Raw genomic sequence first — 15,455 nt, 5'->3', positions numbered from 1 at the left:
CAATGTGAATTGATGTGAAATTTCACTGTACAACGATGAGTGTTTTTTCATTGTTGGTATCGAACCGGGTAATTGCTATTATCCCCGCACTTTGTTTTGCCTTATCAAGATTACCCTATGAACACAGCTTTAATTTTTTTGATCCCAGCTTTGCTTGGCGCCCAGCTGGTGTTAACTCTGGTCCTCACCAAAGGGGATATTTGTCCGGGGCAGCGGGGAAGGGTACATAAAACCCTGCCGGTATTACTTTTAGGATGGTTGGTGGTTGCACTGTATCAGCCATATGCGTTTTTACCGCTAGCGGCCTTGGGGTATTTCACCCTTAAGGTCAAGACGGGCAAAACACGTGATGCTGGCCCTCTAAACGTTTTCTATGTGGCTAATGTAGTGGCCTTCTTCGTATGGTTTTCGATGCTACTTACATTAACATTGCCCGTGGCAGCCATGAGCTTGGTGAGTGTTGTGCTGTTTGGATCATTGCTAGCGCACCTTCTCCTCACCCAAGCCAGAACGCGTCTTCAGGCTTTCCACCGGCTGTTGCCGTTTGCTGGCTTTGTCAGCGCGATGGTGAGCGTGCTTTGTTTGTTATGGCTTGCCAACCAGTTCGATGAAAGCCAATTGGCCTTGCTAACAACCAACATTGTGGCGTCACTGGTCTTGCTGGTTGCAGGCCTATTGGTGTGGTCAATGCACTTATTGACAGGAAAAACTGTCAATCGTTGGCAGTTGGTGATTGCGGCGGGAATTTTAGTGCTGTCTGCCAACATGCAGGTGGCATTGATTTAAGCTGCGAGACGATTATCGAAATGTGAGGCGGCGCTTTTTCTTTCCGCCTCATTCTGTCTATGCTTATTCATGAGTGAATACTTACCGAGGGGCAGGCAGTATGGAGATTAGTAACCTTTTGAACATGGATGGCAACATCGTTCTCGGTATCGTGAATGAGCGATTACGCCTTGAGTGTTCGACGGTTGAAGAGTTGGTCAGCCGTTATGAACTCGACTTTAATGAGCTGAACCAGAAAATGGAAGATTTGGGCTACCATTACGATCCTATCAATAATCAATTCAAGTAATACCTTCTGATTATCTTACCGGTTGCATTTTGGGCGTGAACCGCCTTTTATGCAGCCTTGATCCCCTCTAAGTGGGTTTGGCACTGCTGTTTTGCTGTCGCAAAGAACGCCGATAAATAATGCCTTTCACGCTCTTGAGCCCTTATGGCTGCAAACAAACGTCGCCAAAGACCATCACCTAATGGTTTGCTGACAATCAGTCCTTGGCGAGCAAAGTCAAATACCGCCCAGTTAGGCAGTGCTGCAACACCTAAGCCCGCTGACACCATCTGGATCAGCATGAGAGTATTGTCTGCTTGCTTCCAATTGGCGGGCTCTACACCAGCCGGTTGCATGAAATGCTTCACGACATCTAGCCTGTTTCGCTGAACGGGATAGCTGAGCATGGTTTCTTGGGCCAAATCTTCAGGGGAGATAATGTCTTTAGATGCCAGTGGAGATTGCGGGGCAACGATCAAGCGCATTTCAAAATCAAACAGTGGTTCGAAGTGAATGTCACTGCGAGCTTGGATGTCTGAAGTAATGACGAGATCTAGCTCACCAGCACCGAGTGCAGGTAAAGGTTCGAAGCCAAAGCCGGATGAAAAGTCCAATGTCACATTAGGCCAATGATGTTGGTATTCCTTCAATGCTGGCATTAGCCATTGGAAGCATGAGTGACATTCGATAGCCATATGGAGTCGGCCATTAGTATCTTCTTTGAGGCTGGCAAGTTCATGCTCAGCCTGGGCAAGGCGAGGGAAGAGGTCATCGGCTAGCCGTAGTAAAATATCACCCTCTGCAGTGAACTTTACCGGGCGGGTCTTGCGCAGGAAAAGCTGGCTGCCCAGCCGTTGTTCCAAATCTTTCAGCTGGTGGGACAGGGCTGATTGCGTTAGGCACAACGTAGTCGCAGTGGCTGTAAGTGAACCGGTATCCCGTAATACCGTCAGTGTTCTTAAGTGCTTAATCTCAATCAAATCTTATCCTTTGCCAATTGTGGCGGTGCTTTCCTTAATATGCGGTGTTTACTGTATCTGCAAACCATAGCGGTGTAAACATCTAGATGGCTAAATAAGGTCTTAAGCATGGCTTGTCATATGAATTTTATTCAAGATAAACATTAGTGATAAGAAATTGCTCATGGTTGGCCTGTGCGTCATTGTTATTCCAACAACGGCAAAGAATGCAGGGACGGAACAGCAATGACGGTAAAAACAACAACACATATATTGGGTTACCCGCGTATTGGCAGCCAGCGTGAGCTGAAGTTTGCCCAAGAAAAATACTGGCGAGGTGAAATTTCACAAGCTGAACTGAAGGAAGTGGGAAGCCTGTTGCGTCACCGCCATTGGGGGGAGCAATCAGGAGCAGGGTTGGATGTCGTCACCGTCGGTGACTTTGCTTGGTACGATCATGTATTGGGCACCAGTATGCTGCTGGGTCATTTACCCAAGCGCCACCGTAGTAGTTTTCCAGATCTCGATACCTTGTTTCGTGTCGCTAGAGGTAAAGCACCAACAGGGTGTGCGTGTGCAGCATCCGATATGACCAAGTGGTTTAACACTAACTATCACTACATCGTGCCGGAATTTAGCGCCGATGATGAATTCACTGTTAGCTGGCCGCAGCTGTTTGAAGAAATCGCCGAAGCAAAAAAAGCAGGGCACAAGGTGAAACCGGTATTACTGGGACCAATCTCCTACCTATGGCTTGGCAAGGAAAAAGAAGCGGATTTCGATAGGTTGTCTTTGTTACCAAGACTGCTGGCGGCTTATCAGCAAATCCTCAATAAGTTAGCAACATTAGGCGTCGAATGGGTACAAATTGATGAGCCATCGCTGGCATTAGAGCTACCCAAAGAGTGGGCTGACGCATTCAACATTGCTTACCAAGTACTGCATGGTGCACCTAAGCTGTTACTGACCGCGTATTTTGACAATATTACTCATCAACTGGATACCATCACCAAACTCAAAGTTGATGGTTTGCATGTGGACATCTCAGCGGCTCCTGAGCAGCTGGATGAAGTGGTAGGTCGTTTGCCTGAGCATTGGGTACTATCGGCAGGTGTCGTCAACGGGCGTAATGTATGGCGAGCTGATTTGAGCGCGCTGTTGGAGTGCCTTAAACCTGTCAAAGCGAAACTAGGAGAGCGCCTGTGGTTAGCCTCGTCGTGTTCACTTCTTCACAGTCCAATGGACTTGGACTTAGAAACGGATGTGGATCCAGAAGTACGACAATGGTTGGCATTTGCCAAGCAAAAGTGTCGTGAACTAACCCTGTTGGCCCAAGCTATTGATGGCAACGAAATCGCCATTGAAGAGTGTGCGCACTACAGTGCTCCGATCAAAGCCCGAGCAACCAGCTCTTTGGTGAATAATGAACAGGTGCGTCAACGCAGCGCAACAATCACGGATGCATTGGCAGAGCGCAAGCAGCCTTATGAAGAGCGTGCCCGTGAGCAGCGTCAATCTTTAGGGTTACCTTTGCTGCCGACAACAACCATTGGCTCATTTCCGCAAACCAATGAAATCCGAACCCAGCGCCGAGATTTCAAAGCAGGTCGCCTGAATGAACAAGATTATATCGCGGCGATGAAGGGCCATATCGGTGATGCGATTGAGCGCCAGAACAAGCTAGACCTTGACGTATTGGTGCATGGCGAAGCTGAGCGTAATGACATGGTGGAATATTTTGCAGAGTTGCTTGAAGGCTTTGCTGTGACCCGCTTTGGCTGGGTGCAGAGTTATGGTTCGCGATGCGTGAAACCTGCCGTTATTGTCTCTGATATTTATCGCTCGGCACCGATGACGGTTGCTTGGACACAATATGCCCAGTCGTTAACGGACAAGCCTGTGAAAGGTATGCTTACCGGTCCTGTGACGATTTTGGGATGGACGTTCCCGCGTGAAGATCTTAGCCGTGAAGCCATCGCCAATCAGATAGCACTGGCATTACGGGATGAAGTGGCAGATTTGCAAAATAAGGGAATTAAGATCATCCAGATTGATGAGCCAGCCATTCGCGAGGGGATGCCGATCAAGGCCAGCCAATGGCAAGCATACTTGGACTGGGCGGTGAAAGCATTCAAGATTTCTGCAGCCAGTGCCGAGCCACAAACGCAGATCCACACCCATATGTGTTATAGCGAGTTCAACGATATGATTGAGTCCGTGGCCGCACTGGATGCAGATGTGATCACCATCGAGACATCACGTTCTGATATGGAATTGCTCAAAGCCTTTGAAGCGTTTGATTACCCAAACGAGATCGGCCCGGGTGTGTATGATATCCACTCACCGAACATCCCAACGGTTGAGCAGATCATTGAATTAGTCGAAAAGGCAGAAGCACAAATTCCTGCACAAAGGCTATGGATCAACCCTGATTGCGGATTAAAAACGCGCAGTTGGGAAGAAACAGAGGCCGCTCTGACAAACATGGTTGAAGCCGCGAAAACCCTGCGTGAGCAGTATCAAGCGAAAGTCGTGTAGAAATAATGCCAGATCTCGATGTTTAATAAGTGGTCAAGGCAAAGCCCTGGAGGATGAACGCCAGGGCTTTTTTAGTTGTTAAGAACGGCCTTTAATGTCATCAAAGCTTGGTTTGTATTCAGATTTGGTGAATTTGGTTTTTAGTTTGGGGAAATGCGTTCTATCACTTTGCCCCTGCAATTCTTTGCTGGTCGGAACATAACTTGATGGTTGGTATTCTACTTTTTGCGGTGTTATTTGACTGATGTCATTACGACCTTGAAGTTCGTAAGCGACAGCTGAATTAGCAATGAATAGCCCTACAATAATTAACGCGATTTTTTTCATAGCAGCCTACCTTAGCAAGATTGAAAAGTGTACCGAGTTGCCTTCTTGCCCAAGCGATATTCTTGGCTCGTATATATTGATGCTGCTTGGGTCTATTTAGCTTAGCTGATAAAAAATCATTACCATGAGGATTTACAAAACTTTAAGTTGTCTAATTGTCAATAAAACCGGATTGGCGGCATAATAATTTTTCTTGAGTCAAAAGTTATATCTAACGTATTGAATAATTGTGTAATACATACAATTAAGAGCTGACAAGCGGTCTTGCTCTTATTGTGCACGAAACAGGACAGTTTCGTGTATAAGACTAATTTGGGTCATCGTCGGCCTAGATCCGATTTGGGCGCTCAAGAGCCAGCTTGAAAGTATCCGGAAGGATACTTGGTCCTTTGAGCCTTTCTCCTTGGGGCAACGGATAGCGTGGCAGTTTTAGCCATTTGCAGGTTTTCGACCATAACTGGGCGTCAAGCGACGGGTTGATATCCATAAAGTTACAGCCCTCCTCAAACGCCTGCGGGTAAATCGGGGAGTTGCTCATTGAGCCAAGCAACGGATAACGTAGGTGACCCAATACACGCTTGAGCAATTCGACACCTTGAGGCCCCTTTTCATTTCGGGTGGCGACGATAGCGACCGGAATGCGCCTGTGCTTACTGGTCGCTGTGTTTATGAGCTGTTGGGTAAAATTGAGCATCGCATGGATATCGACGGGGGTGGGCTGTACCGGGATCACGATGCGATCGGCAAGTGCAATGTAACGTTCTAGCTCGACCGCGCTAAAATTGGATGGGGTATCAATGACGATAACCTCGCACTCTCTATCCACCTTGACTGCCAAAGAAAACAGTTGTCCACGGTCGAAGTTGAAGTGATGGCCTTCAACCCGATCGTTGTTGTGGCTCCAGTAGTGCGAAGTCCGTTGCTCATCGAGATCGAGTAATTCCGTTCGGCAGTGGCGACTGAGTACACTAGAGAGTGAAATGGCAAGCGTGGATTTTCCAGCCCCCCCTTTTTTGTTCAGGATCAGTATCTTTTGTGCCCGAGATGACTTGAGCCCACAGAGTTTTCGCACAGAACTCACTTACATGTTCTCCCGCTTATTTTTCAGTCCTGATCCTAATAAGCGACGGTAAAGCCGAGAAAGTAAATACCCACCCAATAAAATTGAAAAAAGGCGCCAAGCGGCGCCTTCTCTAGAATTATGGTGTGATCAGTGATTACTCAGCGTCGGTACGAGTAAAAGTCAGCGTATGTTCTATACCCGTAAGCGTCAGCTGGTTACCCGCAACCGTGGCCGTGCTCCAATCCATCAGGGTCGCGCTCATTACACGTTCTAATTCCATTGCTGGTTCTGGGCATGCCATCATCGTCATCCCCATATTCTCAATACGCAGTTTGCCTTCATTAAGTTCGGCTTGGCCGAAGTAACGGTTACAACCTGCATGGCCATTGGCACCTAGATCAGTCGAAAGTTGTAGGTTTGGTACCTGGAACGGTTCTGCGATCTCAAGTTCGTTACCATCAACTTTATTAAGTACCCAGTTGTAGGCAGCAAGGTCAGTATTGGTAATCATAGAGTTTGTTGGCTCGCTTTCAGTATTAGATGCACAAGCGGCAAGAATGGCAGGTAAGGCCAATACAGCAAAGAAACGTTTCTTCATCATTATAAATTCCCAGAAGTCATTATAATCACCCAACCAAGTATCATTCCCCTGAATACATAAGTTAGATGATTAATTGTACGTTGTTTTTTATCTTATTTAACAAAATATATCAGATTTTAGCGTGAGGGAATATCAAAAACACACTTAATACTGCAATATTCAGCTTTGGTTAGGTTTTACCTAGCGTAAAAATTAAACGCTAACCAGAATAGTAGTTTAAACAACAGCAAAAGAAAAAATGTTAAGCCTACGTCATTTAATTATTTCAAAGTGATCCTAGCCGCTTGAAGTCACTTGGGAATGTCTTCATTTTTTATCATATGCAGATGAACATCTTGCTGTGGGAATGGGATAGATATACCTTCTCGATCAAAGCGCATTTTAACCTCGCGGGTGACATCCCAATACACATCCCAATAATCCTCGGTCTTTACCCAAGGGCGCACAATGAAATCAACGGAGGATGAATTGAGGATATGAAGCTTGATGGTCGGTTCTGGTGAGCGTAGCACCATTGGATGATCGGCCAAAATGGCTTCCAACACGGTTTCGGTCTTTTCGATATCATCACCATAGCTCACCCCAAAGACCATATCGACCCGGCGGACTTTTTCGTGGGTGATATTCTTAATAGTATCGCCCCAGATTTTGCTGTTGGGTACGATGAGGATCTGGTTGTCAAAAGTCTTGATGGTGGTGCTTACCAGGCTCATGTGGCTCACTTTACCAGAGGTACCGCCAGCCTCGACAAAATCGTCGACATCAAATGGACGGTAGATCAGCAGCATCATACCGGAGGCAAAGTTAGACAGCGTATCCTGCAAGGCAAAGCCGATAATCACACCGGCCACACCAAAACCGGTCAGGACTGGCGCCAGATTCAGGCCTATTTGCGATAAAGCTATCAAAATACCGATACACAATACGGTGTTGCCACTGATGGAAATGAAAAAGTCTTTCATTAGCTGCGACATACGGAGAGTGGGAGGGGAAACAGCCCGGGTGACAATATGCCGGGTAACATTCTTTAAGATCTTAAAGATAAAAATGATGAGCAGGAAAATGAATATTTTGAATAGGGCTTGCGGAGTATTCTGCCCCAGCCAATCACGAAAATCTTTCAAGCCATCGGATAATAATGAAAGAATGACTTTGTAATCTAATAACTCATTGGTCAAGTTACCAGATATCACGAATAACTGTTTGGTGTAATCAGTGGTATCGATCTTCATTTTGTTGGCGAGATCAACGATGAACTGCAGATTGTCTATATCACTCGAGACGTCACGCTGGGCGAAAATATACTGTAGTTGCAATGAGTCTTTTTCTTCATCGGCAGCAGATTTGATTTGGCTGGCCAGCACACTTTCTTGCTGGTTGTCGAATGATAGCTTAGCGGATAAGAAATCAAGCCGCTGTTCAATATCTCTGATAAGAGCCTGCTTGCTCTTATCAGCCGGCGAACCCAGCAACTCCAGCCACTCAAAATTGACCCATTGTTCGCTCAAAATGGTGTGGTAGAACGCGTTGGTTTCGTTGAGTGTTTTTTGGGTTATTAGCTTTTGCTCTAGTTCAACTTCATCCAGATCATTTTGCAGAGTGGTGATCCGTTTAGACAGAAAATCAATGGCAAGGGTAAGGTACTCGACCTGTTCATTGACAAACTTCGTGACTTTGGGAGTATTCTGTTCGGTACGGTTTTTTATCAGTTTTTGCAATTCTGCCCGGATATCTTCATTTTTCTTTAGCATCTGCATATCGATGATATTTTTTGCAGTGCCGACTTTATCCAGTGACTCTTTATAGAGCTCAGCCATTTCCACTTCCATTTGCTCAATTTTGGCAAATTCGTCTGGCTTGGTTTCTGGTGCTTGTTCGGCTTCCTCGGCAAAGGATAATAGAGAATAAAAGAGGGTAATGATGATTAGCCAGCGCATAGAGTACAGACTCCGAGAGATACCTACGTAACAATAAACATAGAGACCAAACGGGTCGCTGCTGGCTTAATTTCTGGAAAGTGAGAAAGAAAAGGTTGGCGAGATAGAATAAAAAAGGCCCCCTACATGAGGGGGCAATATTTACCATCGCTAGTATTAGTGATTTTTATATATTTGTTTTAAATCAGTGATTTACAGGCTTAATCAATGGCTTAGATAACCCCTAATTATGCTATTTTCAGCAATTTACGACGTGTTTTTTCTTCTCTGTCGCCATTTTGTCGCCACTTAGAGTATCGACAATTCAATCACTTAGAGGTAATTTAGCGGGTTTTTCGTCACGGCATCTTGAAGGTGATCTGGCGAGAAATGGCTGTAAACCATAGTCTGTTTTATGTCGCGATGACCAAGGATTCGTTGCAACACTAAAATGTTTCCGCCATTCATCATAAAGTGGCTGGCGAAGGTATGGCGAAGCACGTGGGTAGCCTGTCCTTTAGGGAGTTCAGGAAAGCATTTTCGTAATCGCATATAGACAGGGAAGTAATTAACAGAGAAAAGAGGGCCGTTACCAGGTTTGTGGATAGCATCGTACAGCTCTGGGGAGATTGGCACGGTACGATTACGCTTCCCTTTGGTATTGGTCATGTCTTCCGCATTGTTCTGGGTAGCGACGTAATCAAGCAGGGTGCGAATTTCTTCGTGTGAAAGGAAAGTAAGTTCACGTTCATCGGAACGAATTTTTTTCACTTCAGCAAATGGGTTAGGTAAAGGCCACTCCTTAATTCGAATAAGTTCATTGAACACAGCCTTCAGTAAGGTCAGTTCCAAATTCTGAGTTTCAGCTGCAACAGAGCGCCCATCACCCATCAGGATGTTGGTACGGTTCGCCCGATACTCGGTATAATCCTTCGCTTTGCATTTAGCTGCAATAGGGTTGCCCATTTGGCGGCACATGTTGTTCAGTATCTTGAGGTATAACTTACCGGTTTTGATGTTCTTGCCGTGGTAGTGATACCAAAGCTCGATAAGGTCAGACAGCCGGCGTTTGTCGTCAGCAGTACCAAGCCAAGGTTTATCCTCAGCTTCACGTAACGTAAAGCGCTCGAAAGCAGTTGCTTCCCCTTTAGTCGCGAACTTCTTTCTTACTCGTTTACCCTGTCGGCCATGGGGATAGCATTCGCATAGCCACGTTCCATCTCTTTGTTTTCTAACTGACATAAGCTAAAAATACTGTTTTAATATACAGTGTTATTTTGCTATTATATTCAGGTTGTTGCAATGTTTATGTGCATGCACGCAAACAAAATGGCTTATTTGAGGATTGAATGGTTAATATCTTAAAAAGACATCAAAAGTTTATGTTGTTCGCAGCGATTTCGTTTCTTGTTATGGTTGGCTCTCTCATCTTAGATTTCCAGTTTACTGCTGGGCCAGCACTGGCTGCATTTTTCTTGTGTATCTTGCTCTGGATTTCTGAAAGTCGAGTTGACCAACTTCCAAAAGGCATTCTGTTAATCTTTATAGGAGCTTTTTTCAGTGAGCTTTTTCTAGCTTTTAAGGAGATGGTTCCAGATGACTTTCATGATTTCAAGCGAGTATACGAGCTCTTAGATCATATTGCTCCTGTGATGTTTTATGGTGCTGGAGGTAGTGTTATTGGCACATACGCTTTGAGAACAACGAAGGAAGAAATCGACAAGGAAAACAGCCGAAAAAGGGTAGTTTTGTTTGATAAGAACTATCGAATTCAGCAACTGGAAGAAAAAGTTGATAGCTTTAAGACAAAACTAAACATTCTAATCGGAGCGATTTTCTTGCAATTCCTTCTAGTTGCAGCATTGCTTTACTTCCGGTAGTACTAACGCTCTTTCTCTTTATAGTTAATAAAGTTCATATATTTGGGGTAAGAAGCTCTGATAATTGGTTTGCCGTTAGGGGACTTTCCTACGTTCCCTACCACAATGAAATGAGAACCATGAAAGCGTGATAAATCTTTCATGCGATATTTTTCCATGACATCAAGCTTTAAATCCTTATTGAGAAAAATACTTGGTTCCGTGCGTGTGCCATAGTTAAGCCATAAATCACCATTTGGCTTTTCTGTGTAGTTATTGATTTCACCCCAGAAGATTTTAACTGTCATGTAGTCATTTTCTATTATATCGGGAACATCTACGAGGAAATCACGGAGCATACCTTGTAGTACAGTGCGTCCCGATTCAGCTTGAATATGTATGGACTTACCAGATCCATAAAGGGGATTTCGGACTAAGTAACTTAGAATCTGACGAAGCGATCTATCCATTGGAAAGCCTGACTTGCCACCAATAACATGTGGGCGAGGTGAGGGCTCCCAATTGTGGGGTGGAGTAGTCGTTTTATCACTGTCAGTCGTTTTCTCAATGCTACCGTGCTTAGTCTTATCAAGGTTTACAATGATGTCTGCAGATGTGTTATCACTGTTCTCATCTGACTCAGTGTCTTCCATATTTTCAGCTTCAAGGATAGTCGTGGCCTTTAAGCATCCGTCTTCATGGTGAGCGTTAAAACAGGCTGTTCTCTCGTAATCCCTTACCTTGTAGGCTTTGGTAAACCAGGCTCTTTTCCGGCATTCAATACAGATAATCTGACCTTGATATCTCTCCGGATTGGCAATGAACATATCAGTAGTACAACGACTACCATTTTCAGTGAATTCGACTTCGTTCATGATTACCCCCAGAAATGGATATGGAATCAGTTTCACTGCGACTGACGCTTTTGGTCAATAACGAAAAGTGTGCAATATCACGCAAATCGCATGGAATAACTGCTTTTTTTGCATTTGGATGCCGAAGTTTTTATAGGTGGATGAGAAAGGGGAGTGTTCACTCAATGTGCATTAGTTGTGTTTTGGCTTGTATATAGAGTTGCAGCTAAGCGAGGAGCGCTTCAAAGCATGATTAACTTGAATTATTTTTGTGACGCACTTCATGATTTTATCAATAAATTGATAGTGTAACCCGAAAAGTTAAGGTTCTTTCGTATACGAATTCTCCATTAACAATTAGGAGATTACAATGTTCAATAATAAAAACCTTTCAGTTGCTCAACTTACCCTTTTTCTTTATCTAATTGATCTCGCAATAAACGGGCGTGTTATCAATTACGCGGCTCTTGAGCCGATTACAGGGATTTATCGACGAAACTATGGCCCTCACTTGGCATTGATAGCAAGAATATGCAAAGCAAACTCACTCCCGTTCATAAACTGCTTAGTGCAAAAAAAGTCGGCTTTAGATAAGGGACTATTCGAGGTAGGGGACGGATATTATATTCCTTGCCCTTTCTCTGACTTAGAATCTGAAGTATCAATGACTTTTGATAACATAGAAAGATGGAAAGAATTCCGACGGGTTTTAGAGCAACATGCAAGATTGCTAGGGTATTCGATACAATTGTAACAGCTAGCATAGACTACAGCTGCTACAAACTATTTCGAGACTGAATTAATAAGCCGCCTATGCGGCTTATTTTCAATATGCTTTTGGTTGTTGTAGTTCTGTGCCCGTCGGATAGCTTGTAAGTTAAAGCGCGTCGCCGCCACCTTGCTCCCAAGCTTTAGTGAAGCCAACTGCGGAAAGATCTGCTTCAAATGACCCGTGTTCAATTCGCACAGTATCTGGAGAGTTGCGGAAAGCATTAATTATAAAATTAACCCCCTTATCAGATTGCGCAGTAGTCTGTAGTAAAGATAGCCCTTCTTCTAAATGGCAAGTCTGAATCATTCGAACGGGTTGATTATTTACTCGTATTGTTGCTGTACGAGGTGTATCAGAAGGGTCGCAAGCTTTTGCTTTATCCATTTTGATAAAGTTAATGTAAAGACGTTGAGCACCCTGATGAGAATGAGCAACCTCTGCACCAACAATTGTTGCGGTTGTAAAGTCTTCGCCTTTGATTTTAATTGTAAGTGTGCTTAGTGGGTTTTCCTCTTCCCAAGGTAGGATGTGAGTATCCCAATCAGAAGCAAAAGAAGAACCTGTAAAAGCGCATAATAATGCTGGTAGAGGCGCTCTTTTGTTCATAAAAATTCACCTTTGTCATGTTTTGATGAATAATAACCCTTGCGAGACTAAGGCTTCAATATGCAATGTCACACAAGAAGTATCTCTCTTTTATGTAATTCATATGCTTAAAGCTTTTTTATGCTGTGCAATATCACGCAAATCACATGAAATCATTACTATTTCCAGCATTTGGCTGCTTCTATCAAGTTAGGCGAAGGGGGCAAATATGATCAGATGGATTTTGAATATGCTTGGTAGAAATGAAGAGTGGTTGGTGTCTGAATGTGGGCTGTTTCAGGTGAGTGTTGATGGACGAGCGATATTGGTGGCGTAATGATGAAGATGATATTTTTACTGCTCTCTATCGTTCTTTTGGCCAAGTTGCCTGGACAGGAATGAAAGCAGACAAGCTGATTGCTATCAGTGAGCAAGGGGATAGGGGGGTTCAATATGCGATGATCTATGTCCTTGGAGTTGTCGATGGCATGGAAGGGCAAAGGGCGATAAATCAAGAACCAGCTTGCAGGCTTGACGATGGCACAACTAATCAAGAGATTACTAGTAAAGTGCTGGAAACCTTAACACAATTGGGACATCGACAAGAGCCTGCAGGTAAGCTAGTGATCAATGCTTATATCAAATCGTAATGTGAATATTTCATGTATGGCTGAGTAGGAGTTATTTCTACTAAGTCTATTAATAATGAACACCTCACAGTAAAGTTACATAAATTTTATATGTTTATTGAGCTAGGATTCTGGCATCATGTAGCTTGAAAATAGTTTTAAATCAATTGGCTAGATATCAGATTTATTAAATCAAAAGGAATGTATCATTATAGATACATTGGTGTACTGATTTTATTTATATAATTGGTTCACAATTTGAAAACTTGTGATGATTCAGATGATTAAATATAACAAAGCATTGATACTAGGTTTATTTCTTTCAATAAGTTGTTCATTTTATCAACCAATAAAGCCAGTGAATGCTTCAACGATAGCAGGAACAGCTGCGGTTAGTGGTATAATTCAACAGATACAGGATACTATATCAATTTTATTGGAGCAGCTTAATAATCATGCTTCGGCGCGTTCATTTCAGCTGAGAATGGAATTGATTTTTCTTCAAAGTGAATTGGCGAATAATGTGGATGAATTATTAGATAAAACTTTTTCAGAATTAACTGAACAACAACAAACTTTATTTGAAAATATCAGTCATACAATAAATGATATAGAAGGAAATATATCTGAATTAGAAGAAAATGTAGACTTGATGACTTCAAAAGTTGAACATATATTAGCTCAAATTCCTACTATTGGAGAAGAGCCTAGACTTAGGAAAACTGAACCACTATATATTAATACCCCATCAGATTCGGCATCAGAAATATCATTTAAATTAAGTGGGAGTTTTATGAACCATGGAGAGGCAAATTTAAAATTTGGAGATGAATCATGTAAAATGAATGGTCATACTGACACTAAGGTTGAATTTATTTGTCCTTCGACAATATTCAATAAAGACATTGATAAAATTAACTACTATAGTGGTGACTTGGTATTAACAGGAGAAATGTCTTTTTTGGATAAAATAGGAAATATTTTAGGTGGTAGCAAACCTATAAAAGCTTATAAAATACCTCTAACAGTAATACCTAATAAGCTAGGGACTTATCATCTTATTGCCTATCATGAAATAGACAATAAGCAAGTTGTACCTCGTACAGAAGCTTACGGAAGAACAAACGAACATTGTAAAAAGGATCAGTCTTACGAATATAACTTTGGTCCACATAAGCCTGGATGGGAGATCGATGTAAATTCGATTGCAGTTAGTCGAGAATGTGTCAGGAGAAGCAGTTATCAAATAGTAAATCTTAGTTCTGTAGGGTTTCAAATAAAAACCACTGCAACAAATAGCGGAACATGTGTGAGGGACCCTGTCTTCGGCTCTGTAGTGTCTTGGGATGGCAGAGGCTGTGAATCTGGAAAAGTAAGCTGGACCGAATTTAAAAATACTCCAGTACCATCAAAAAAAGTACTTGGAGAAGGCATACTTAACTGGGGAGAGGCAGTAAGTTTTGAATTGCCCGAGAGGTACAAATCGTTTTTATTGAAAGTTAACACTATTGACGGAAGAGTAATCAACTTAAATAAATCAACACCTACCAGATGGTTTAAAGTTGAACGTGATGGTACATCGAAAAGTATAATTATTTCACCATCATCATTATTGGATGCAATGAGACGATGATATATTTAAGAGCTAATTAAGCTTTGAAAAGTTTAGTTAGCTCTCTTACACCAATCTATATAGTTATATTGGTGTTATTTGTTTAATTTACCCAACACTTTAATCTGCGCTTCCTCAACCGCAATATCTTTGCCATTGAAGTTCATGTATATCTTTTCGCCAGGAATGCGGTGTAATTCATTAATTGATGTTACCCCATCAAACTCAACTAAATATCTACCACTAATTATTTTGGTGTTGCTGGTATCGACGAAAAGAGTTTTCCCTTCGTATTTTAGCACCATTTCATATTCTGGATTTTCGTCCAAAAACTTGGTATCGAATAGTAATGTACCTTTATCTGTCAATTCACCATATTCGAGTTCTGCGTAAGGTAATTGAGCTTGATTGGATTCTTCTGCTGATTTGCTCGAGTCATACATATCCCCCTCACCAAGTAATAGCCACTTAAGAGAAACACCTGAAGCAAGATGTACTCGTACAGCGATCTCAAACGGTGTTTGGTTACGTGTTCTCCATGTAGACATTGTTCCATTGGATACACCAATGATGTTTGAAAGATCCATCCTATGACTCACTGAATACACTTCTTTAAGTCTATTGATGAAGTCAGCGCCCCCTTGATAATCAAAAGGCTCAATTTTATGTTGACTTAATTCCATTGA

16 protein-coding genes are annotated in these 15,455 nt (G+C 42.8%); 7 read left to right on the top strand and 9 right to left on the bottom strand.

What is annotated here, in order from left to right; genetic code table 11:
* Nucleotides 1-117: 117 nt before the first annotated feature.
* The gene (locus C9I99_RS07985; protein ID WP_107348319.1) at nt 118-786 is read left to right on the top strand and encodes a hypothetical protein; all 669 of its coding nucleotides are present in this window, start codon (nt 118-120) and stop codon (nt 784-786) included.
* Between the two features lie 100 nt (nt 787-886).
* On the top strand, nt 887-1,075 hold the full coding sequence (locus tag C9I99_RS07980) for a DUF4250 domain-containing protein (RefSeq protein ID WP_107348318.1): 189 nt from the start codon (nt 887-889) through the stop codon (nt 1,073-1,075).
* A 47-nt stretch (nt 1,076-1,122) separates the two neighbouring features.
* On the opposite strand, the gene metR is transcribed toward C9I99_RS07980, so the two are convergent.
* Complete coding sequence (gene metR / locus C9I99_RS07975; RefSeq protein WP_107348317.1) at nt 1,123-2,034, bottom strand: HTH-type transcriptional regulator MetR; 912 nt, start codon at nt 2,032-2,034, stop codon at nt 1,123-1,125.
* Nucleotides 2,035-2,259: 225 nt separating this feature from the next.
* Here metR and metE point away from each other — a divergent pair, with 225 nt between their 5' ends.
* On the top strand, nt 2,260-4,551 hold the full coding sequence (metE, locus tag C9I99_RS07970) for a 5-methyltetrahydropteroyltriglutamate--homocysteine S-methyltransferase (RefSeq protein WP_107348316.1): 2,292 nt from the start codon (nt 2,260-2,262) through the stop codon (nt 4,549-4,551).
* Nucleotides 4,552-4,629: 78 nt separating this feature from the next.
* Here metE and C9I99_RS07965 read toward each other — a convergent pair whose 3' ends face one another.
* The 5 genes from C9I99_RS07965 to C9I99_RS07945 form a co-directional block, all read right to left on the bottom strand.
* Nucleotides 4,630-4,878, bottom strand: a complete 249-nt coding sequence (locus tag C9I99_RS07965) for a hypothetical protein (protein ID WP_107348315.1) — start codon at nt 4,876-4,878, stop codon at nt 4,630-4,632.
* 328 nt (nt 4,879-5,206) lie between these two features.
* Nucleotides 5,207-5,959 carry a ParA family protein gene (locus tag C9I99_RS07960; RefSeq protein WP_107348314.1) on the bottom strand — a complete coding sequence of 251 codons (753 nt, stop codon included), beginning with the start codon at nt 5,957-5,959 and terminating at the stop codon, nt 5,207-5,209.
* A 136-nt stretch (nt 5,960-6,095) separates the two neighbouring features.
* Nucleotides 6,096-6,542: an META domain-containing protein gene (locus tag C9I99_RS07955; protein ID WP_338069658.1), complete on the bottom strand. Its 447-nt coding sequence runs from the start codon at nt 6,540-6,542 to the stop codon at nt 6,096-6,098.
* Nucleotides 6,543-6,832: 290 nt separating this feature from the next.
* A complete protein-coding gene (locus C9I99_RS07950; RefSeq protein WP_107348313.1) occupies nt 6,833-8,479 on the bottom strand; it encodes a mechanosensitive ion channel family protein in 1,647 nt (548 codons plus the stop codon).
* Between the two features lie 312 nt (nt 8,480-8,791).
* Complete coding sequence (locus tag C9I99_RS07945; protein ID WP_107348312.1) at nt 8,792-9,700, bottom strand: phage integrase; 909 nt, start codon at nt 9,698-9,700, stop codon at nt 8,792-8,794.
* Between the two features lie 107 nt (nt 9,701-9,807).
* Between C9I99_RS07945 and C9I99_RS07940 the strand changes: the two genes are divergently transcribed.
* The gene (locus tag C9I99_RS07940) at nt 9,808-10,338 is read left to right on the top strand and encodes a hypothetical protein (protein WP_107348311.1); all 531 of its coding nucleotides are present in this window, start codon (nt 9,808-9,810) and stop codon (nt 10,336-10,338) included.
* Between the two features lie 2 nt (nt 10,339-10,340).
* On the opposite strand, the gene C9I99_RS07935 is transcribed toward C9I99_RS07940, so the two are convergent.
* Entirely contained in the window at nt 10,341-11,192 is an 852-nt protein-coding gene (locus C9I99_RS07935) for a hypothetical protein (RefSeq protein WP_107348310.1), read from the bottom strand.
* A 349-nt stretch (nt 11,193-11,541) separates the two neighbouring features.
* On the opposite strand from C9I99_RS07935, the gene C9I99_RS07930 reads away from it, so the two are divergent.
* Nucleotides 11,542-11,925 carry a hypothetical protein gene (locus C9I99_RS07930; RefSeq protein ID WP_107348309.1) on the top strand — a complete coding sequence of 128 codons (384 nt, stop codon included), beginning with the start codon at nt 11,542-11,544 and terminating at the stop codon, nt 11,923-11,925.
* Nucleotides 11,926-12,048: 123 nt separating this feature from the next.
* On the opposite strand, the gene C9I99_RS07925 is transcribed toward C9I99_RS07930, so the two are convergent.
* Nucleotides 12,049-12,549 carry a hypothetical protein gene (locus C9I99_RS07925; RefSeq protein WP_107348308.1) on the bottom strand — a complete coding sequence of 167 codons (501 nt, stop codon included), beginning with the start codon at nt 12,547-12,549 and terminating at the stop codon, nt 12,049-12,051.
* 290 nt (nt 12,550-12,839) lie between these two features.
* On the opposite strand from C9I99_RS07925, the gene C9I99_RS07920 reads away from it, so the two are divergent.
* Together C9I99_RS07920 and C9I99_RS07915 are read left to right on the top strand one after the other, a co-directional pair.
* A complete protein-coding gene (locus C9I99_RS07920) occupies nt 12,840-13,178 on the top strand; it encodes a Rap1a/Tai family immunity protein (protein WP_107348307.1) in 339 nt (112 codons plus the stop codon).
* A gap of 250 nt (nt 13,179-13,428) precedes the next feature.
* Complete coding sequence (locus C9I99_RS07915) at nt 13,429-14,790, top strand: hypothetical protein (RefSeq protein ID WP_107348306.1); 1,362 nt, start codon at nt 13,429-13,431, stop codon at nt 14,788-14,790.
* Nucleotides 14,791-14,864: 74 nt separating this feature from the next.
* Here the strand turns inward: C9I99_RS07915 and C9I99_RS07910 are convergent, their stop codons facing one another.
* Complete coding sequence (locus C9I99_RS07910) at nt 14,865-15,452, bottom strand: phage repressor protein CI (RefSeq protein ID WP_107348305.1); 588 nt, start codon at nt 15,450-15,452, stop codon at nt 14,865-14,867.
* Between the last annotated feature and the right edge of the window lie 3 nt (nt 15,453-15,455).

It is taken from the genome of Photobacterium lutimaris (assembly GCF_003025555.1).
Lineage (GTDB): Bacteria > Pseudomonadota > Gammaproteobacteria > Enterobacterales > Vibrionaceae > Photobacterium > Photobacterium lutimaris.
Note: the sequence above shows the minus strand (reverse complement) of the source record. Positions and strands in the feature narration are given on the sequence as shown.